Origin of the sequence: Alcanivorax sp., assembly GCF_014762765.1 — a bacterium.
Classification (GTDB): domain Bacteria; phylum Pseudomonadota; class Gammaproteobacteria; order Pseudomonadales; family Alcanivoracaceae; genus Alcanivorax.
Map to the genome: position 1 here is coordinate 1 of NZ_JABURH010000190.1, position 20045 is coordinate 20045.

A 20045-nucleotide genomic window follows, 5' to 3' on the forward strand; every position below is an offset into this window, starting at 1 on the left:
TTTTTCACGTTACCGGTGATCTTGCGCAGAGCCTGGCTCATCAGACGAGCCTGCAGGCCCACATGAGTATCACCCATTTCCCCTTCGATTTCCGCCTTGGGTACCAGAGCCGCCACGGAATCGACGATCACCACATCCACGGCACCGGAGCGCACCAGCATGTCGGTAATTTCCAGGGCCTGCTCACCGGTATCCGGCTGGGACACGATCAGGTCGTCCACGTTCACGCCCAACTTTTCCGCATAATCCGGGTCCAGGGCGTGTTCTGCATCCACAAAGGCGCAGGTGGCGCCTTTCTTCTGCGCCTGGGCAATCACGCTGAGGGTGAGGGTCGTTTTACCGGAGGATTCCGGGCCATAGATTTCTACGATACGGCCTTTCGGCAGACCGCCAATGCCCAGGGCCACATCCAGGCCCAGGGAGCCGGTGGAAATGGACGGCATGCGCTCGCGCTTGCGATCGCCCATGCGCATGACAGAACCCTTGCCGAATTGACGCTCGATCTGTGACAGCGCCGCAGACAGCGCCTTACCTTTATCGCTCATGTGACCCCTCTCCGTTAACTGGTGCGTCAATCATTGACGGCGACCGTGTTGTGCCTTGTCGTATCTGGCCTTTTAGCCAGCACTGACAATATGGACAGTATTATGAACAGCTATTGCGGCTCATTGCAACCCTGGCAGCCATGGCCACTTGCAGGCTGATACGCCGTCAACGTCATCAGTGCGGTAAATCGTTGATTTCCTGTGCCTATGGCCTTGCTCGAAGCATCGACGATGCCTGGCAAGGAAGGCGTGAAAGATGTATCCCGGCGTTCAATATCTGGTGGATGACGATGATTGTGGCGACTTCAGGCGCGCATTCAAGCCCCGAATGGCTTCCAGGATAGTCTGCTGACGGACGGCATCCCGGTCGCCTTGAAAATGGAAACATTGCGCATCGGCGTCCCCATTACTGTGGCCCCAGGCAATCCAGACCGTACCCACCGGCTTGTCCGGGGTGCCTCCCTCCGGGCCGGCAATGCCGGTGACGGCCATACTCACCTGCCCACGGGAATGGCGAACGGCCCCAAGCGCCATCTCCAGCGCCGTGTCTTCACTCACCGCCCCAGTGCGTTCCAGGGTCGCGGCCTGCACACCAAGCATCTCCTGCTTGGCGTCATTGGAATAGGTCACGAAGCCCCGCTCGAACCAGCGAGAAGAGCCGGCAATGGCTGTCAGCGTCTGGGCAATGCCACCGCCGGTGCAGGATTCAGCTGTGACCACCATGATGGACTGCTGTATCAGCTGCTCTGCCAGTTGCCGCGCGGCCTGGGCGATGTCGTCGTGATGCACGGTGTCTCCGGGAATATCCTGCCAGCGAACCCGCAAGATACCACTGCCGGCCCGCAGCGCCCAAGGCGCTATTCCAGCTCGGCCAGCGAGGCCTCGAAATAATCCAGGAAACGCTGGATGTGCGGCAGGGTATCGCGACAACCGATGACCCCGAATTCCAGGCTGTCCTTGTAGCTCACCACAGTAATATTCAACGCATAACCGTGCAGCACCAGAGACACCGGGTAGGAGGCCAGCAACTCCGCGCCGTTGAAATACAGGGTTTCCTTCGGCCCCGGCACATTGGAGATAACCAGGTTGAACATGGGGCTGACCCGGCCAGACAGGCCCGTCACCTGCCCCAGCGAGAGAGGCATATTAGTCATCACCGTATAGACGTCGATGTCCGCCTTCTGCATTTCGCCCAGGCGGGTTTTCACTGCCTGCATGGATTCCTGAATGGCAACCAGGCGCCCCAGCGGGCTGGCAATGTGGGTGGCCAGACTCACCTGCACCGTAGTGATGGCATTGCCCCCACCTTCAGCCTGATCGGCGCTGCGCAGCGATACCGGCACCTGGGCCACCAGCGGCTCGGCGGGCAAGGCATCCAGCGATTCCAGATAACGGCGCATGGCGCCGCCACACATGGCCAGAAAAATATCGTTGACGGTGCCGTTGTGCTTTTTTGCTGCTGCCTTGATACGCGGCAGCGACCAGGACTGGGCAGCAAACCGTCGGGCGCCGGTGACACGACGATTCAAGACCGTTTTTGGGGCCCGATAGATGGTTTTCACATTGCTTTCCTTGGGCAAACGCAGCAGGTCCACGAGTTGCCCGGCACCTCGGCGCACACTGCCCACACCATCCAGAACGCCGGCCTTGGCGGCCACTGCCACGTTTTTCTGGCGGGGTTTCTTGCGCTTGTCCCATTCCCCGGACCAGGGCGCCGGCAGGTTTTCATCGGCGCTACTGGCCATCCGCGACTGCATCAGGTGCATGCCGGCCATGCCGTCCACCATGGAATGGTGCATCTTGGTGTAAAGGGCGAAGCGGTTGCCTTCCAGCCCCTCGATCAGATAGCTCTCCCACAGGGGCCGGCTGGGGTCCAGCCGCTGGGCATGCAGCCGGGATACCAGCGCCAGCAACTCCCGCACCCGGCCAGGGCGCGGCAAAGCGGAGTGGCGTACGTGGTAATCGATATCAAAATTCTTGTCGTCCACCCAGGTCGCATCCAGCCGGCCCGGCAGGCGGGACTGGATCTTCTGGCTGAAGGGCCGGCACACCCCATCCACCTCGACCATGTAGCGATAAACGCTTTCCATGTAATCGCTGGGGGCATCCTCCGGCACCGCGAACAGTGCCAACCCGCCCACATGCATGGGGGTCTCGCGGGTTTCCATCATCAGCCAGCCGGAATCCATAATGGATAATTTTCGCGCCATCCCGATCTCCTTATTGTTATGGGCCACGGACGATACTGGTGCCGTGACGATCAACTGCCAATAGCCAAATCATCCATATTCATGGCGAAACAGCATTATGAGATTCGTTGCGTTTGGTTATTTGGCATGGCATTCAGCGCCCTGCCCTGTCCTCCCGACGCGCTGGTTCACAGCGCGCTGGACAAAATGACCGGCTCTGCTAATCTCACTCCATGAATCTGGTTCGCACTACTATTGCTGTCACTGACGGCTTCATGTCTTGTCCCACTGCCGGCGCTTTCGCGCAGGTTGCGAGCACCCCTGCCTTTCTCTCCTGACGCCGAACACCTGATGACACACCGGGGTTCGGCGACCCGGCAAAACCACTGTTAACACCGTCAGGAGAACACCATGAACACACTACCCCCTATTACCGTCAGTACCACAGACCGTGACCGCCTGTTTGCCGTGCTGGATAACTTCAAGGGCGATTCGGACCAGATCGATTACCTTTACGACGAACTGGCCCGGGCCAATATCGTGGAGGCGAGCACCATGCCGGAGGACGTGGTTACCCTCGGCAGCCGCCTGCGGTTTCGCAATGTTGCCACCGGCAGGGAGCACGAAAGAGTGCTGACCCTGCCCCACGAGACACAGACCGTCAGCGACGCCATTTCCATTCTGACCCCGGCCGGCGCCGCCCTGCTCGGCCTAAAGGTGGGGAACGAGATACGCTGGCCACACCAGGGGCATTTTTTGCGTTTACAGCTGCTGTCCGTGAGCCGGACATAACGCCGGATAACCGGGACTCAGTTTGATACGCTCTGACACTGACTCACTCACACAACAATACAAGGACTGCTCATGAAGATGGAAACCCTTGCCGTGCGTGCCGGCTTTCAGGTGGATCCCACCACCAAGGCAGTGGTGACACCGATCTACCAGACCACGTCCTATGCCTTCGACAATACCCAGCATGGGGCGGATCTGTTTGATCTGAAGGTACCCGGGAATATTTACACCCGCATCATGAACCCCACCAATGCGGTGCTGGAGGAACGGGTCGCGGCCATGGAAGGCGGCGTGGGCGCGCTGGCGGTGGCCTCCGGCATGGCCGCCATCGAATACGCGCTGGAAACCATCACCGAAGTGGGCGACAACATTGTTACCACCAGCAAACTTTATGGCGGCACCTACAACTTCTTTGCCCACAGCCTGCCGCGCCGGGGTATTGAAGCCCGCTTTGTCAGCCACGATGATTTTGATGCCCTGGCTGCCGCCATTGATGACAACACCAAGGCCGTCTTCTGTGAGTCCGTGGGCAACCCGGCCGGCAACATCGTCGACATCGCCCGCCTGGCCGAGGTGGCCCATAAGGCCGGTGTGCCGCTGATCGTCGACAATACCGTGGCCACGCCCTACCTGTGGCGGCCTATCGAGCACGGTGCCGATATCGTGGTCCACTCGCTGACCAAATACATGGGCGGGCACGGCAACTCCGTAGCCGGGGTAATTGTGGATTCCGGGAAATTCCCCTGGACTGAACACAAGGCGCGTTTCCGGGTGCTGAATGAGCCGGATCCGTCCTACCACGGTGTGGTCTATACCGAAGCCCTCGGTGAAGCCGCCTTCATCGGCCGTGCCCGAGTGGCACCGCTGCGTAACACCGGTGCGGCCCTGAGCCCCATGAATACCTTCCTGATCCTGCAGGGCATTGAAACCCTGCCGCTGCGTATGGACCGCCACTGTGAAAACGCCCAGAAGGTGGCCGAGTTCCTCCGTGACCACCCCCAGGTCAACTGGGTGAACTACGCCGGCCTGCCGGAAAGCCCGGACAATGCGCTGGCACAGAAATACATGAACGGCCGCGCGTCCGGCATTCTCAGCTTCGGCATCGAGGGCGGCCAGGAAGCCGGGGCGCGATTCATCGACGCTCTGCAACTGATCCTGCGCCTGGTGAACATTGGCGATGCCCGCTCCCTGGCGTGCCACCCGGCCTCCACCACTCACCGGCAGCTGGATGACAAGGAACTGGCCAACGCCGGCGTCAGCCGCGAGATGGTGCGCCTGTCCATCGGCATCGAGCACATTGACGACATCCTGGCAGACATCAGCCAGGCCCTGGACGCCGCACGCTGAGACGTTTGCGGGAGAGCAGGACGATACCCTGCTTTCCCGCCTCAACCTGTTTTCTTCCCCCTTGCTGAACGCTCCGCGTTCTACAACAACAAGGCGTTACCAATCGGGTGGTATACCGAGGCGCTATCAATCAGCGAACGGGCGGTCAGTGATTCGACCCCATAGACCTCCGTTCGCACACCGGGGTCAACGTTGATCCGCTCCAGCAGCACATCAAAATCGCCATCACCGGATAGCAACACCACGGTATCCACCTGCGGCGCCAGGGTCATCACATCCACGGCGATACCCACATCCCAGTCCCCTTTGCTGGAACCATCACTGCGCTGGATATAGGGTTTGAGCTTTACGGTAAAACCAATGTGTTTGAGTGCATCCTGGAATTTGGTCTGCCCGTCATCGCCGCGATGGGTGGCATAGGCAATGGCGCTGACAACCTCTCCCTGATTACAGAGCTGTTCCCACAATGCGCGATAATTGAACTGTCGCCCAAAAGCCTGGCGAGTGGTGTAGTAAATATTTTGAACGTCGGCAAAAACGGCGATGCGGGACATAATGTCCCTCCGGATTACTGTAGGGGCTTATTGGATAGTGCACACTTTTTTTGCCGTTGATCCGTTCTCGGCAAAGCTGCGACTCACGCCAATAACCTTAACACTTTTGAGACGACGTACACCGATAAGGAAAACGGAATCGTTATCCTGCTTGCTGCTCCTTGAAACCCAGCCACTCATGAATAGCGCTCTGAATCTGCGGAAAAAATTCGCCTCCGATGGTCCAGTGACAACAATCAGCAATCTCTATCAATTCAGCTTGCCCCCTGAATCGGTTAGCAATCTGACGCTGTATGCTGATGGGGGTAATGCGGTCAGCAGTTCCTCCGATAATCAGCACCGGGCACTGAATTCGTGAAAAATCCACATGGGCGGAAGAACGGGAGCGTAGCATTAGCCCCATTGAGATTTGCCAGGTCGCCATGCCCGATTCATAAGTACAGTTTCTGGCAATATGCTGTTGCAGGGCCGGACTTTGCGCATTGGCGATGCCATATCTGACCTGCGCTTCCGTCACTTCGGTGACGGCCTTCCATAGAGGAAACTGCCACAAGTTTCGGCCCAGGGTGCGAATGACTGATAAGCCGAGGCCATTGATGCCTGCCGGAGCGGCCGACGACAGCAGGATAAGCCTTTCGCAAGGCACTCGGGCAGCGGCCAGTTGCGCCAGAAGCGCCCCCATGGAATGACCCACCAGAATCGGCGGGCAGGATTTCTGCAGTATTTTTTCGACGATATGATCCACATACTCTTCCAGTCGGGCCGCTGCCAGTCGGGCCTTGCGATCATCGTCATAAGCCGATTTTTCATAGTGGTGCGGAAGACACAGGGACTCCACACCATACCCCATTGCCACGAAAGCATCGTGTAGCTCCCGCAAGGTCTCCGGCAGGCTCCACATGCCGTGCACCAGCACTACGTCCGGCTGCTGGGGGAGGCTGTCGCCCCCCGCCTCCGGATTCACATTTTCCGAATTCATCCTGCCACCTTTAACGCTGGTACGTGTTCACCATCTCGACCGGCCCGGGTATCAAACTGCAAAATATCGTCATCCACCGGTTCTTCCAGAAGGACCCGCTTGTCGTTGCCATAATGCATCGTCACTTTCCACGGTGCCTGCTTTCCCTGCCGTGGCATGATGTCTTTCGCTCGATTGATATAGCCGGGAGCAAAGCCGTCAAGCATGCCTTCATTGGTATGATTTCCATGACGATCGACTGGCGTCGCCGCAGTAAAGCCACTTTCTTCCATGTGATCGAAGAGGCGACACAGGTATTGCCCGCCGATGTCACATTTCAGCGTCCAGGGCGCATTGGTATAACCAAAAATCCAGGCATAGTTGGGCACGTCCTGAACCAGGATGCTTTTGTAGGCCATCTTTTCCGACAAAGGAATATGATTTCCGTCCACCGACAGTGTCAGTCCGCCCATCAGCTGCAGATCCAGCCCTGTAGCGGTGACGATAATATCCGCCTCCAGATGCTGGCCTGACTTTAAAAGAATACCGGTCTCATCAAACCGCTCGATATGGTCGGTCACGATCTCCGCTTTACCGGAACGAAGGCTGGCAAAAAAGTCTCCATCCGGGGCGGCGCACAAACGTTGATCCCAGGGCATATAGCTGGGGCTGAAATGACGCTTGTCGATATTTGGCGCCTGCTTGTGCATATGCGATACCAGCAATTTTTTAGCAGGCTTTGGCCAGCGCTGACAGGCGAGATACAGCCCACGTTGAAGCAGGATGTTGCGACTGCGGGCCAGGTTAAAGACCCATTTTCTAGGCAGCACCTTGTTCAGTGCCATGGACAATTTATCGGTGTCCGGCATTGCCATGATGTAACTGGGTGAACGCTGCAGCATGGTAACCCTTTCCGCTTTTTCCGCCATGGCCGGCACAACCGTAATGGCAGTGGCACCGCTGCCGATCACCACCACTTTCTTGCCATTGTAGTCCAGCGATTCTGGCCAGTGCTGGGGATGAATAATTTCCCCCTTGAAACGCTCCTGACCGGCAAAGTGAGGCTGATAGCCCCGATCGAAGTTATAGTAGCCCGCGCAATTCACCATGAAGTCACAGGTAAAATGCCGGTCTTCACCGCTGGCTTCATGCAGTGTGGAAAGCTCCCATCGCTGATCGCGACTGGACCAGTCAGCATGATCGATTTTGAGACCGTACTTGACCTTGTCGTAGAGACCGAACTCCCTGGCGGTATCTGCCACGTAATCACGGATGTCCCCGCCTTTTGCCAACACCTTGTTGGAATACCAGGGTTTGAAGTTGAAACCGAAGCTGGCCATATCGGAATCGGAGCGAATACCGGGATAGCGAAACAGATCCCAGGTGCCGCCGACTTTTTCACGGCGCTCGATAATGGCAATGCGTTTATGGGGATATTCACGAACGATGTGGCTGGCCGTACCAATGCCGGACAACCCCGCGCCAATGATGATGATGTCGTAGTGCTCGGGGGTCATGACGCCTCCTTGTTATCAATTCTATGTTGGTCACTGACTATTTCAGGATTGGTGAATTCGATATTGACGAATGGAGACTATTTTTTGACGAATCGCGACAACCGCGCATCGCTGTTTTTCCGGCGTCCCAACGCAAAACGGCCCCGGGGAAACGGGGCCGTTTTGCTGGCTCATGGGTTTTTATAATGCGTTATAGGCATCACAACCCAACGCTTCAAACTCTTCCGTTGTGTAATATTCGATGGAGGGAAGATACTCTCCCAGCACCTCTGCTTCGTCACCGGGCTTTTGGGTATCCTGAATTGCCTGGTCGAAGCCATTCATGGGCTGCATGTTTCTGACAATCACCAGGGCATCATCCGGATTGTCTTCCCTACCCTCAACGACAGAGAAACCATCCCCGTTTTCAGGCCAGGGCAGGAAACCCACCCCACATTTCTCACTGGCGTTTCCCGGTCTGTCTGCCTCTGTACTGGTGACAATGGTGAACTTGCCATCCGGGTTGATGGTGATCTGCTCATCGTAGAGGCAGGCCTCAACTCGTTGTGAGTAGTATTCAGTCTGGCAGATGGACCAGTAACGAAGCTGAGCTTCGGAGGTATCGAAATATTCATCACCACCAAGCGTCTTCGGCGTTCTGGGAATCTTGCCGCGAATGACCATCACGGGCTTGATGCTGCGATCAAGAAAACTGCTCATGTACTGATTATCAAGGTTGGCAAACCAGCCGACTTGACGGACCGGATCGGTATCACAAATATCGTAGAACGCACATTCAATGGCCCACTCAAAGTTATAAATTGCCAGCCACAGGGGCGGAACATGGGCAGGGTTATTCTCCCGTGCCTTCGCATAAACTTCCTCAGGGACGCGAGGGATTTGCACCAGCTTTTGCTGGGCGTCAATTTGCTCGCAGGCATCGTCGCCGGTGTGCGTCACGCCGTCAGCGGTTGTCACCGACACTTCGGGCAGCTCCACCCCACCCAGGATGCCATTGCCTTCATCGGGAACATAAACCCGGTACATGAGGATGGACTTTCCACCTTCCGCATTGTCATACAAGGTGTTTTCAACACGTTCTTCCGGAGCACTACCCGCAGCGACTTCAATCTGATAGCCACGATGCTGCCCCTGACGTGGATTGCCATTCACGAAGGGGTTCACTGCACCCTGCTCCGGTACGATAGTGTTATCGGCGACCACATCCGCCGGGGTGCCGTCACTTCGATAGCTGTTATAGGAAATATAGCGTGAATAAGGGAAATCGCCGTCAAGCTTGAGTGTGGCACCCTCCGGTAGCGAATATTCAGCCGTCCAATAGGCCGCACCGGTATCCGGGTAAGCAAAGTTGGCCGCCGGATTTTCCTTCACATAAGGGCCGTTCCAGAAGCAGGTACTGAGCCTGGGCTCAACGGCAGTAACCGGTGAAGAGTCGCTGTTTTCTCCTCCACAAGCAGCCAGCCCAGTAACTAACATCACCATAGTGAATTTTTTTATCATTATGTCTTTCTCCTGTTGCGCACATTGATAAACCCGGAGGCTGAGGTACCCGGGATCGACAAACTGAAAGCACTATTTCAGAAAGCACCGTTGACTTTCTTGACGAATCAAGACAGTTTTTTGACGTATCGCGACATAGCAATCAGTTGATCTGTATCCGGATCAATGTGGGTATTTTCAGGGAGAAAGCATGGCCAACCTGATCAGGGCAACAAACTTGTGGGGCTATGATGAGCTGCTGATCCAGCGAGGCGAGGACCCTCTACCCTTGCTTGCCAGGCATAATATTCCCGCCGCTGCGCAGCGTGATGACCAGTCTTTTCTGGTCTATCGCGATATGGCAGCGCTTTTCGAGGACACCGCGAAAACGTTGAATTTCCCGGAACTGGGTTTGCGGTTAGCAGAATTCCAGGGCATGGATATTCTCGGCCCCATTACCGTGATTGCCCGTAGCGCCCCAACGGTAGGCGATGCCTCATACAGTATCGCCCGCTATTTGCACCTCCATTGCCCGGCACTCAAGCTCAACTACATTCCAAGGATGTCGGGCAAACAAAGGACAATCCGCCTGAATTTTACTATTGAAGACGGCAACGGCCCCTATCAACTTCAGGCCTATGAGCTGAGTCTTGCCAATATGCGCCAGGTGATGACGCTGCTTTGTGGAGAAGATTTTCGACCACTGAGTGTCCATTTCATGCACGACCGGGCCAGTGACAAGACCATCTACGACTCGGTCTTCCAGTGCCCCAGCCACTTTCGTCAACCCTGGTGCGGCTTCGAATTACCCGAAGCTGCCTTTTCGCTACCGTTATCCAGTGCCGACCACCAGACCTGGCAGCTGGCCGAACACTACCTGGCCGCCCAGCAAGCGCCCAATCCGGTGTCCATGACCGAGAATGTGGTGCGACTGATCCACACATTGCTACCGATAAACCAGTGTCACAGTGAAGTCATTGCGGCGGAACTGTCGATGCACAAGCGCACCATGCAACGAAAGCTGAAAAGTGAAGGCACCACCTTCGAGGAAATTCTCAGTCAGGAACGACAGGCTCTAGCCACACGATACCTGGCTGATCCCAACATGCCTTTCAGCCAGATTGCGGGGTTGCTGGGCTACTCGGAGCAATCCGCCTTTAACCGCGCTTGCCGGCTCTGGTTTGGCAAAACACCGAGACAGTATCGTCTGGAACATGCCAGCGATTAACGCTTTCCCTGAATCATTCCTCATCAAAGGACTCATAGAATTCCACAAGACTGTCAATCAGGGTTCTCACCGCGGGGAGGACACCCCGCCGTGACGGGAACACCACATGGATGATATCCCGATGTAACGCCCAGTGGGGCAGAACCCGCACCAGCTCACCGCGCTCCAGTTGTCTTTGCACCGTCAGTATGGGCAGCTGCACCACCCCGACTCCCGCCATGGCGGCACGGCGCAGGGCGATCATGTCCGTGGTCACAAAACGGGGCTGGTGAAAAACACTGATCTGGCTGCCATCCTCGCCCCGTAACTCCCAGCGAAAATCCGGCCGCGGCGAACCCAGCCCCAGGCTGGGCCACAGCTCCAGTTCTCGTGGATGACACGGCATACCGAATTGCGCTACCAGCTCCGGGCTGGCAACCAGGGCCAACCCCCTGTCGGATAGCACCCGCAGCCGCAAATCGCTGTCCTGCAGCGGGGGTGGTCGCACCCGAATGGCCACGTCCACCCCTTCATTGATCAGATCCACCCGGCGGTTGGTGGCCTCCAAATGGATGGTGATATGGGGGTATTTCCGCAGAAAGTCGGCAAGAAAAGGCCCGATATGCACATGCAACAGCGTGATCGGGCAGGTTAACCGAATCACGCCACGGGGCTCCGCCCGGACGGCATCAATGGCTTCCTGGGCCGATTCGGCTTCGATCAGCATGGCATTGCAGTGCTCGTAGTACTGCCCACCAATTTCAGTGACTGAAAATTGACGGCTCGATCTGTTTAGCAAGCGAACGTCCAGACGCTCTTCCAGGGCGGCCACCCGCCGGCTGAGCTTGGACTTGGGGACACCAATGGCCCGCCCCGCCGGGGCAAAACCGCCGTATTCCACCACCTTGGCGAAGTAATACAGGTCGTTAAGGTCTTCCATTTATCGTTCCAAAAATGCAACGCTGCATCACAATTTTGCCACCTATTAGCTCAACCGTTCCATCCCTATCATTCATAGCAGATTGATAAGGAGGCCGTCGATGAAAAAAATACTGGGTGTCTATACTGCGCCTCAACCCCACTGGGTCGGTGACGGTTTTCCGGTTCGCTCCCTGTTTTCCTATGAAAGTCACGGCAAACAGCTGAGCCCCTTTCTGCTGCTGGACTATGCCGGCCCGGCCCGCTTCCCCCCAGCCACCAAGCCCCGCGGCGTAGGGGAACATCCCCATCGCGGTTTTGAGACCGTAACCATTGTGTATCAGGGCGAAGTGGCGCACCGGGATTCCACCGGCCAGGGTGGCGTGATCGGCCCGGGTGGCGTGCAGTGGATGACGGCCGGTGCCGGCATTCTTCATGAGGAGTTTCATTCCCCGGCCTTCACCTACCAGGGGGGTCACCTGGAAATGATTCAGCTGTGGGTCAATCTGCCCGCCGCCGACAAGATGACACCGCCTTCGTATCAGGGGATTACCCGTGAACAAATTCCCGTGGTGCCCCTGGACGACGGCAAGGGCGAAATTCGAGTCACTGCCGGTGACTATCAAGGGCACAAGGGCCCAGCCAGGACCTTTTCTCCCATGCTGGTCTGGGATGTCACCGTACAGGCTCATGCCAATGTGGTTCTGGACGTTCCCGATGGCTGGAATACGGCCGTGATTGCCAGAAGCGGCAGCACCCTGATCAATGAACATGCACGCACCGCCGCCGGCCAGATGGTTGTGCTCAGCGCACAGGGTGGTCAAGTGCACATTCAGGCGGAGGCAGACAGCCAGCTTTTGCTGATCGCCGGCGAGCCCCTGAACGAACCTATCGAAGGCTATGGCCCTTTTGTCATGAACACCAAGGAAGAAATTCGCCAGGCAATCCGGGATTTCCAACAGGGTGATTTCGGAAAGATGTCATCGTGAAAAGTTCAATTACGGGTAACGACATCGTTACCCATTACCACCAGGAGAAAGACTATGGGTAAGCAATACAATCGTCTCGACAAGGACAACGCGGCAGTGTTGCTGGTCGACCATCAGGCCGGTCTGCTGTCTCTGGTTCGCGATATTGATCCGGACAAGTTCAAGAACAATGTTCTGGCACTGGCCGATCTGGCCAAGTACTTCAACCTGCCGACCATTCTCACCACCAGTTTTGAGACTGGCCCCAACGGCCCGTTGGTGCCCGAGTTAAAAGAAATATTCCCTGATGCGCCTTACATCGCGCGCCCAGGGCAAATCAACGCCTGGGATAACGAAGACTTCGTCAAGGCAGTAAAAGCCACTGGCAAGAAACAGCTGATTATTGCCGGTGTGGTCACCGAGGTGTGCGTGGCCTTCCCGGCACTGTCCGCCCTGGAGGAAGATTTCGAGGTCTTCATCGTCACTGACGCTTCCGGTACCTTCAATGCCATGACCCGTGACGCGGCCTGGGATCGCATGACCTCTGCCGGCGCCCAGTTGATGACCTGGTTCGGTACCGCCTGCGAACTGCATCGTGACTGGCGCAACGACATCGAAGGTCTGGGTGCACTTTTCTCCAACCACATCCCGGATTACCGTAATCTGATTACCAGCTACAGCACCCTGACTGAAGGGAAGTGATCCTCCCGGCCCCGCCTGGCGGGGCCATCCCTGCCATATCAAGCATCCAACAGGAGCAGCCATGCCCTCCCCGACACATGGGCTCTTCCGCCCCAAGGGTGATCATTCAGAACACAAGGTCTCTTTTTCCGAGCTGTTTTTTGATCTGGTCTTCGTCTACGCGATTACGCAAAGCGCTCATCTGCTGATTACCCATTTCACCTCTTACGGGGTCTATCAGGGCTTGCTGGTGGTGCTGGCCGTCTGGTGGGTGTGGGTCTTCACCACCTGGGTCACCAACTGGCTGGACCCGGAGACCGTTGCCGTTCGCCTGATGCTCTTTGTGTTGATGCTGCTGGGGATGGGCCTGTCCATTGCCATTCCCGATGCTTTTGGAAAACACGGCCTGTTGTTTGCGCTCTGCTACGTCGCCATGCAAATCGGCCGTACCGTTTTTATTTGCCTGTGCAGCCGACAGCACCGACCGGAACTGCATCGCGGCTTTATCCGCATGACAATCTGGTTTGCCGTCTCAGGCGTTCTCTGGATAACCGGCGCCCTTCAGGAAGGCACAACCCGAACCGTCCTCTGGAGCCTGGCCCTGCTCATCGAGTATGCCTCCGCCTCCCTGTCCTTCGCGGTCCCCGGACTCGGCCGCTCTGACACTAAGGAGTGGGATATCTCCGGCCCGCACATGGCAGAACGCTGCGGACTCTTGCTCATCATTGCCCTGGGTGAATCCCTGCTGGTGACGGGCAATACCTTTTCGGGCGCGCACTGGGACCTGGCAACCTTCACGGCGTTTATCAGCGCCTTTGTGGCCACCGTGGCAATGTGGTGGATCTACTTCAGTCTCAGCGCAGAGAAAGCCAGCGAGGTTATCGCCAGCAGTGATAACCGTGGACACCTTGCCCGCGTGGTCTACACCTATGTGCACTTGTTGCTGATCATTGCCATCGTGCTGGTGGCGGTGGCGGACGAGTTTGTTCTCGCCCATCCCCTCGGGCATACCGGTATCGGCACCATGGTCGCCATGATCGGTGGTACCGCGCTGTACCTGATCGCCAACATTCTGTTCAAGCGGTTGGTGTTCAACAGCCACCCGCTTTCCCATTACATTGGGCTGGCACTCCTGACCATCCTCTGCGTTGCCGCATCCCATGTGCCACCAGTGGCCGTCGCGGTAGCCACCACCCTGATTCTGGTCCTGGTGGCCATTCAGGAAACGGTGGTGGTGATGCGCAAAAATAGTCATTGAAAGCGTTTAATTTTTGTTAACGACGGCTTTTATGGCCTGAAATGTTTATTCGGGGGCCGCTCAGGCCCCTGTAATCCCATCGGTAACTGACTATATTTCAAGCAACCGTGCTGTGTGCTCGGAACTAACAAAAACGAATAAACGGCGCTCCACCCATACTCCCATGGCAGACAATAACCCCGTCTTATCGCTACTTCCCGTTCAAGCCGGCCTGCTTAGACATCTGTCTCTCAGCTTGCCCGACATGGGGCTGAATCTGGACACCCTGCTGGAGCGCGAGGGCTATGACACCCGTTTATGGCTGGATGAACAGAAAGAGGTTCCTGCACTCCTGCTGGAAAAATTACTCGATCATTGCCTGAACGAAACCGGTGATGAGTTATTCGGTTTCCACCTTGCCCAAAGGGTCAGACCCGAAGGGTTTGGTGTGGTGGGCTATATTCGTCAGGCTTGCCGGAATCTCCAGGACTTCATTCTTGTCTGCATCCGCTATGAGCATCTGATCAGCGGCTTTGGCAAGACCCGGCTTCTGAAAGAACCGGGACTCTGTGTCTGGTCATGGTCCGCCCATACCCTGAACCCCACCTTCGAACGCCATGCGACGGAATTCATCCTGGCAGCACTCAATACAACCCGCAGCTTGCTCAAGGATCCACAATTCACCTGGCTGACCGAAGTGCGATTCACCCACTCGGCCCCCCAGACGATGGCGGCAAGAAAGGAAGTGGAGGCCCATTTTGGCTGCCGGGTACGGTACAACCAGAAACACAATGGGCTGGTCATGCCTCCTGAAACCCTGACCCTGCCTTTCAATAGTGCGGACCCGGGCCTGATGTATTCGCTGGAGAAACATGCCCAATCTCTGGAATCATCCCGCACCGAAAAGGGCTTCTACTACCATGCCTACAAGATAACCCGGGAACAGATCATCTCCAGGCAAGCATCAAAGGAGAATCTTGCCAGCGCATTGGGCATCAGCAGCCGTCATCTCCACCGACAGCTTTCCAGGGAAAGTATCAATTATCGCGCCCTTCATGAGCAGGCCATGCTCACCCTGGCCATCGAATACCTTTCCACCGGTGACCGAACCATCGAAACCATTGCCATGGCCCTGGGTTATACCGAAAGCCAGTCATTCATTCGCTGGTTCAAGAAACAGACCGGGCAAACGCCCAGTCGTTATCGGGAAATCTCCCTGTCGCGCAAACCCTGACGCCCTCAGCAAGGTCTGTGATGAATGGTAGAGCATAACCCTGTTCGTGACGGGTGGTGAGTGAGTACCAGCAAGGCAATCGGTGGCCAACGGCAGTAACCGCATGGTTACATTTTTCCGCATTCTTCCCGCCCGATTGATGTCCTGGTTCATGTACAAATTTGTTGGGGGCCGAAACGTGAGCTGATCCATCACGTCCAGGCCCAGCATGTCTTTTCATCAAAAGGATAATAATGATGCTTTACCTGAAAGGATTGTCAGTTCTGGCCGCCATGGGTCTGATTGCTGCGTGCGGTGGTGGTGGCAGTTCGTCCGCCACGCCTGCCCCGAACAATAACCCGGGCACGCCTCCCGCTTCGGAAACGCCTGAGCCAACCCCTCCGATCGCAGGCATATCCTGCGACCGTGATAGCTGGGTAGCAGGCACCGTGGAGCTTTGTGATGGCGCGCTGATTTATCGTGACTATATTTACGATGATTATGGTGCCGATACGGGTCTGATCGGCATTTCCCCGACTAACGGCATCGACCTTCTTAATTTGCTTTCCCGGGGCGGGGAATTTGGTAATCCGCAAGCGAACACACCTGGCCTGCTTTCCCCCACTGCCGGCGATCAACGCTACCCGGCCGGCCTGGAAAACACGGCAGACCTCGCCAAATTAACGCTCCAGCTTGACGGGGATGTGGTTAATGTCACCTTCGAGCTAAATACACTCTATGGCAGTACCGATGCCTTGGCAGTGTTGGCCATTGATACGGACAACGATCGTGCCACCGGCGGTGGAGACTGGGACGATCTTGGCATTCGTAGCGACGGGTGGGACAAGCTCTACCGCTTCGAACAGGGCGACCCGCTAAGTAACACGCTATCAGGGAGCATTCCTGCCCCCGACAGCCCCATCTGGCGCATCCAGGCGGTGGTAGCCCAGGCCAATGGCACCGTTATGAACCTGGCCTTCCGCGGCCCCAACGAAATGGCTCGCGCGGGCTCTGTGCCGGAACAGTTCCTGCCGGATGCCGGCAATTTCTGGGAAGACATTCAGGCCAAGGTACTAGCCAATGGGGATATTTCACAGTTCGGGCATACTGTGAACCGTGCGGACCTGGAAAACCGGATCAACCAGGAACCCGCACAGACCAAAGGCTTCCAGCAACGGGTCTACACGTCTGAATACACATTGCCCCCCGGTGAGGGCGTGTCTCTTCAGGGCGTACCTGGGCGTCACGGCGACACCAATATTCCTTGTGAACAATATTTCCACTACCTGGGGCGTTACCAACCCTATGGTTTCTATGTCCCCGAAGGCGAAGGCCCCTTCGGGCTACAAATGATTCTGCACGGCTGTGAAGCCAACCATGCCAGCCAGATTAATCAGCGCAATTTCCAGGCCGCTTTCGCCGATAATCAGAATCGCATCCTGGCGGCACCGCTTGGCCGTGGTCCAACGGGTTTCTTTTCGGATATTTCTGAAAGGGATGTACGGGATGTCCAGGCGGATGTGGAACGTCACTACCCGATTGATAGCTCAAAGCGAATTATCAGTGGGTATTCAATGGGCGGCTATGGTGCAATGAGAATGGCATCTCTCTATCCGCAGGATTACGCCGCCGGCGTCAACTGGGTCGGTTTTACCGGCAGCTTGCTCAATCTTCCACTTACCCATGAACTCATCAACGAAGGCGAGATCCCTGTAGCGGGAAGCCTTCTGGACAGTCTGGTCAATGATATTCCCATCCTCGGCGACTTTTTCAATCTTGAAGATCAACTGTCACTAGCTCTTTCTCCAGTTCACGAAATACAGGAATCTTCGACCATTGGAGCGGTGGACAATGTGTACGACTACGTCAGCAATCTGCAACATGTGCCCTTTGCCCATGTCTACAGTGGTGCGGATGAACTCGTGCACGTGACAACCAGCCTTGGCCTGGAGGAACGGTTACTCGAGGGCGAGATGCCCTATCAATTCTATCTGCACCCCGTGGCAGAGCACCTGACTTATATCCTCATTGATCAGTGGAGCAAAGAAGCTCGTTACATCACTGACCGGGCCCAACGGGAGAACCCGGCAAGGGTGACCTACCGCTATGAACCGGCCAATGCCTACCCCGAATATGATATCCAGCACAATCATGCCTACTGGTTGTCTGCGTTATCGGAACGAAGTCAGGAAGCTGTACAAATCGATCTCACAACCCATGCCTGTGGCGCTGAAAAATACGAAGCGGAAACAACGGTTCTAGAAGGAGGCACGGAGGTGTTGCCCTGGGTAGGCAGCCACCGGACTTTAACGCAGACGGGAGAGGAAGCTGCCAGTGCCAGTCTGACCGGGTCGCTGAAAAACCTTCATCAGGGAACCATTGATGTCGCAGCAACATGCCTGGAGGGGGGATTTGAATATGACCTTATCAGTGACGGAGCAACCACACTCATGCTGAGTGACGGGCGTTCTATTGATGTAAGCCAGGGCCAGAACCAGGGCTACCTGCCGTGACATAAAGAATCAGCGCCTCGGTGTCTGAGGCGCTGATTCTGGATGGCATTGGCATTACTCAAGTTCCGCCAACCCGTCTTCCAGATATTGCAGAAATCTTCGCAGGTGCGGCACAGTGCGCTGACAGCCGATAAGGCCGAACTCAAGATTTCCCGCATAACTGATTAAACGATGTCCGGCGCCTCACATGAGACGCCGGGATCATCCTTACTGGCCCTCATCAACCAGAACCGCCTCCGGGAATTGCCACTCCCCATTGAGGATACTGTCATCTGGCCGATACAAGCGGACCATATAATTCCACCCTTCTACCACTGGAAGGCAATTGGGAACCGCATCCCCACAGTCTCCAAACTGGATAACCATTTCACCGGAATCATTCTTTACTCCGGTCACACTGTTCACGGTGTAGGCATTCTGATCATTGGGCTCGTAATAACCCTCACGGTTGTAAACGCTGATTGACCAGAAGGCCTCCACAGGCACCTCTTTCACCGTGAGCTGGTAAACACTTTTCCCGTCATTCTGTTCCGGGTTCACATTCAGATAAATGGCATCCTTGTCAGGATTCAGTCCCCAACCTGCCGCTGAGGCAATCAGACGACGAACCGCATCAACGTCCTCTGGACCAGCGCCTGCGGAATAGCGCATATCTGGAAGGGATCCTGCCAGCTGCAGCAGGGCGGCTCGCACTTTTGCCTGGCTGGCCTGATCCCATGAGGGAATATCAAACTTTCCCGGGCCTCCGGGCTGACTGACAGCAATGGCATCCTGAAGCGCTCTTGCCGCTTTCATGTCTGCTTCATTATTGGGGTTAGCCAGTGTCCGGATAGCCACCATGCCATAGCGGGTTCCGACCAGCTCTCGCGATAAAACATAGTCGCCAGCCTCGTAGCCCACCAGAGGGTTATAGTGGTCCTGATTGATCACCAGCATGGACATGAAGCGCCCCTGGGAATCCGGTAGCGTCACCGTCACCGGCCCGGCATCGAGATCAAACACGGCCGCCGAATAGATAGTGTCCCGGTTCAGCCGAATAACGAGCTGGTTATCAACCGGTGCCACATCCCTGGTGTGCTTAAACTTCCCAAAGGCGCCATCCGCCACTTGGCCAGCCAGATACAGGTCGGATTCAGCGCGAATGAAATTGTCCGGCGTTACCAAGATGCTGCCATCCGTCGTACGCTGCCAAAACTTCTCAGAGCCCAGATCCGGTACCGTAGAGGCAGAGGTTTTTGTTGCTTCCTTTTCTGGCGTCTGCTGACCACAACCTGCTATTAACAGCATCATTGCCGATGCAAAAAACAGATTTTTCCGTTTCATAAAACCTCCTAATTTCGATTCAAGACGCTCACTGCCCTGTTTCTTCAGGTAATACCATCAATAAATTCGCACCAGCGAGACCTTTCCACAGGGAAAACATCACTTTTACCACGAATATCCAAGCAAAACTCGATGAACAATCATCGCTCACTCGACTTAATCGATGACACGCATAACCTGGCCCCGATGATTCCTGTTGCCAATCCCTATATCATGCCTGCTTTCACTTTTAGTATCTCCTTGGAGGAAGCGTGAGCGCTGACCTGAGCCAACATACGCCAATGATGCACAGGTGTGTTTAGGCTTATTTAACTGGCCATCATTGCCAAAAGGGTCACTTGCTATACCATAACCTACACTTGGTTTCTGGATCGTGACGGATCACCATGGAATCTAGCGGACAATACGGAGCCCACCTGCACACACCTTCAAGCCTAGTAACGCTATTAGTCATTAGCAGCTAAGGACTTCTACCTCTTTTTTTAGCACGAAGAGAATCAACAACCGCTCTAGGCACACCTCCTGGCATGCAATTCCCGAGTTACCCACAGAGAGTAGACACCCTTTATAGTTAGGGTAGCCCCTAATGGAGGTGTGTCATGGC

At 56.0% G+C, this 20045-nt stretch carries 18 protein-coding genes; 8 read left to right on the plus strand and 10 right to left on the minus strand.

Translation table 11 applies throughout. The features are described from left to right. The 3 genes from HUJ17_RS14650 to HUJ17_RS14660 all read right to left on the minus strand — a co-directional run. On the minus strand, window positions 1-545 hold a 545-nt coding region (locus HUJ17_RS14650; protein WP_290511392.1), incomplete at its 3' end, for an ATPase domain-containing protein. 270 nt (window positions 546-815) lie between these two features. After that, window positions 816-1334, minus strand: coding sequence for a CinA family protein (locus HUJ17_RS14655; protein WP_290511406.1), 519 nt, complete (start codon window positions 1332-1334; stop codon window positions 816-818). Between the two features lie 68 nt (window positions 1335-1402). Beyond that, on the minus strand, window positions 1403-2755 hold the full coding sequence (locus tag HUJ17_RS14660; protein ID WP_290511393.1) for a wax ester/triacylglycerol synthase family O-acyltransferase: 1353 nt from the start codon (window positions 2753-2755) through the stop codon (window positions 1403-1405). A gap of 390 nt (window positions 2756-3145) precedes the next feature. On the opposite strand from HUJ17_RS14660, the gene rnk reads away from it, so the two are divergent. Then, complete coding sequence (gene rnk / locus HUJ17_RS14665) at window positions 3146-3526, plus strand: nucleoside diphosphate kinase regulator (RefSeq protein WP_290511394.1); 381 nt, start codon at window positions 3146-3148, stop codon at window positions 3524-3526. Between the two features lie 72 nt (window positions 3527-3598). Further along, window positions 3599-4873, plus strand: coding sequence for a bifunctional O-acetylhomoserine aminocarboxypropyltransferase/cysteine synthase (locus HUJ17_RS14670; protein ID WP_063508489.1), 1275 nt, complete (start codon window positions 3599-3601; stop codon window positions 4871-4873). Window positions 4874-4953: 80 nt separating this feature from the next. On the opposite strand, the gene HUJ17_RS14675 is transcribed toward HUJ17_RS14670, so the two are convergent. The 4 genes from HUJ17_RS14675 to HUJ17_RS14690 form a co-directional block, all read right to left on the minus strand. Further along, window positions 4954-5427: an NYN domain-containing protein gene (locus tag HUJ17_RS14675; RefSeq protein ID WP_290511395.1), complete on the minus strand. Its 474-nt coding sequence runs from the start codon at window positions 5425-5427 to the stop codon at window positions 4954-4956. 142 nt (window positions 5428-5569) lie between these two features. Next, window positions 5570-6391 (minus strand): alpha/beta fold hydrolase, encoded by an 822-nt coding sequence (locus HUJ17_RS14680; protein WP_290511396.1) that lies wholly within the window; start codon window positions 6389-6391, stop codon window positions 5570-5572. A gap of 11 nt (window positions 6392-6402) precedes the next feature. Further along, window positions 6403-7902 carry an NAD(P)/FAD-dependent oxidoreductase gene (locus HUJ17_RS14685; RefSeq protein ID WP_290511397.1) on the minus strand — a complete coding sequence of 500 codons (1500 nt, stop codon included), beginning with the start codon at window positions 7900-7902 and terminating at the stop codon, window positions 6403-6405. Between the two features lie 180 nt (window positions 7903-8082). Then, window positions 8083-9402, minus strand: a complete 1320-nt coding sequence (locus HUJ17_RS14690) for a hypothetical protein (RefSeq protein ID WP_290511398.1) — start codon at window positions 9400-9402, stop codon at window positions 8083-8085. Between the two features lie 190 nt (window positions 9403-9592). Here HUJ17_RS14690 and HUJ17_RS14695 point away from each other — a divergent pair, with 190 nt between their 5' ends. Continuing rightward, entirely contained in the window at window positions 9593-10609 is a 1017-nt protein-coding gene (locus tag HUJ17_RS14695) for an AraC family transcriptional regulator (protein ID WP_290511399.1), read from the plus strand. 13 nt (window positions 10610-10622) lie between these two features. Here the strand turns inward: HUJ17_RS14695 and HUJ17_RS14700 are convergent, their stop codons facing one another. After that, on the minus strand, window positions 10623-11528 hold the full coding sequence (locus HUJ17_RS14700) for a LysR family transcriptional regulator (protein ID WP_062817503.1): 906 nt from the start codon (window positions 11526-11528) through the stop codon (window positions 10623-10625). Between the two features lie 100 nt (window positions 11529-11628). On the opposite strand from HUJ17_RS14700, the gene HUJ17_RS14705 reads away from it, so the two are divergent. From HUJ17_RS14705 to HUJ17_RS14725, 5 genes are all read left to right on the plus strand, one after another. Further along, window positions 11629-12495, plus strand: coding sequence for a pirin family protein (locus tag HUJ17_RS14705; protein WP_290511400.1), 867 nt, complete (start codon window positions 11629-11631; stop codon window positions 12493-12495). A 54-nt stretch (window positions 12496-12549) separates the two neighbouring features. Next, entirely contained in the window at window positions 12550-13176 is a 627-nt protein-coding gene (ycaC, locus tag HUJ17_RS14710; protein ID WP_290511401.1) for an isochorismate family cysteine hydrolase YcaC, read from the plus strand. A 61-nt stretch (window positions 13177-13237) separates the two neighbouring features. Then, window positions 13238-14413, plus strand: coding sequence for a low temperature requirement protein A (locus tag HUJ17_RS14715; RefSeq protein ID WP_290511402.1), 1176 nt, complete (start codon window positions 13238-13240; stop codon window positions 14411-14413). Window positions 14414-14657: 244 nt separating this feature from the next. Further along, window positions 14658-15626 carry an AraC family transcriptional regulator gene (locus tag HUJ17_RS14720; protein WP_290511403.1) on the plus strand — a complete coding sequence of 323 codons (969 nt, stop codon included), beginning with the start codon at window positions 14658-14660 and terminating at the stop codon, window positions 15624-15626. Between the two features lie 233 nt (window positions 15627-15859). Beyond that, the gene (locus tag HUJ17_RS14725) at window positions 15860-18118 is read left to right on the plus strand and encodes a hypothetical protein (protein ID WP_290511404.1); all 2259 of its coding nucleotides are present in this window, start codon (window positions 15860-15862) and stop codon (window positions 18116-18118) included. A gap of 54 nt (window positions 18119-18172) precedes the next feature. Here HUJ17_RS14725 and HUJ17_RS16895 read toward each other — a convergent pair whose 3' ends face one another. Further along, window positions 18173-18283 (minus strand): WS/DGAT domain-containing protein, encoded by a 111-nt coding sequence (locus HUJ17_RS16895; protein ID WP_366471188.1) that lies wholly within the window; start codon window positions 18281-18283, stop codon window positions 18173-18175. A 42-nt stretch (window positions 18284-18325) separates the two neighbouring features. Further along, window positions 18326-19441 (minus strand): DUF1254 domain-containing protein, encoded by a 1116-nt coding sequence (locus HUJ17_RS14730; RefSeq protein WP_290511405.1) that lies wholly within the window; start codon window positions 19439-19441, stop codon window positions 18326-18328. Window positions 19442-20045: the final 604 nt, after the last annotated feature.

Coding starts and splice junctions, on each gene's coding strand:
- HUJ17_RS14675 (WP_290511395.1), bottom strand. CDS start 5,427: ATGTCCCGCATCGCCGTTTTTGCCGACGTTCAAAATATTTACTACACC.
- HUJ17_RS14730 (WP_290511405.1), bottom strand. CDS start 19,441: ATGAAACGGAAAAATCTGTTTTTTGCATCGGCAATGATGCTGTTAATA.
- HUJ17_RS14685 (WP_290511397.1), bottom strand. CDS start 7,902: ATGACCCCCGAGCACTACGACATCATCATCATTGGCGCGGGGTTGTCC.
- HUJ17_RS14695 (WP_290511399.1), top strand. CDS start 9,593: ATGGCCAACCTGATCAGGGCAACAAACTTGTGGGGCTATGATGAGCTG.
- HUJ17_RS14700 (WP_062817503.1), bottom strand. CDS start 11,528: ATGGAAGACCTTAACGACCTGTATTACTTCGCCAAGGTGGTGGAATAC.
- HUJ17_RS14705 (WP_290511400.1), top strand. CDS start 11,629: ATGAAAAAAATACTGGGTGTCTATACTGCGCCTCAACCCCACTGGGTC.
- HUJ17_RS14670 (WP_063508489.1), top strand. CDS start 3,599: ATGAAGATGGAAACCCTTGCCGTGCGTGCCGGCTTTCAGGTGGATCCC.
- HUJ17_RS14660 (WP_290511393.1), bottom strand. CDS start 2,755: ATGGCGCGAAAATTATCCATTATGGATTCCGGCTGGCTGATGATGGAA.
- HUJ17_RS14720 (WP_290511403.1), top strand. CDS start 14,658: ATGGGGCTGAATCTGGACACCCTGCTGGAGCGCGAGGGCTATGACACC.
- rnk (WP_290511394.1), top strand. CDS start 3,146: ATGAACACACTACCCCCTATTACCGTCAGTACCACAGACCGTGACCGC.
- HUJ17_RS14725 (WP_290511404.1), top strand. CDS start 15,860: ATGATGCTTTACCTGAAAGGATTGTCAGTTCTGGCCGCCATGGGTCTG.
- HUJ17_RS14690 (WP_290511398.1), bottom strand. CDS start 9,402: ATGATAAAAAAATTCACTATGGTGATGTTAGTTACTGGGCTGGCTGCT.
- ycaC (WP_290511401.1), top strand. CDS start 12,550: ATGGGTAAGCAATACAATCGTCTCGACAAGGACAACGCGGCAGTGTTG.
- HUJ17_RS14715 (WP_290511402.1), top strand. CDS start 13,238: ATGCCCTCCCCGACACATGGGCTCTTCCGCCCCAAGGGTGATCATTCA.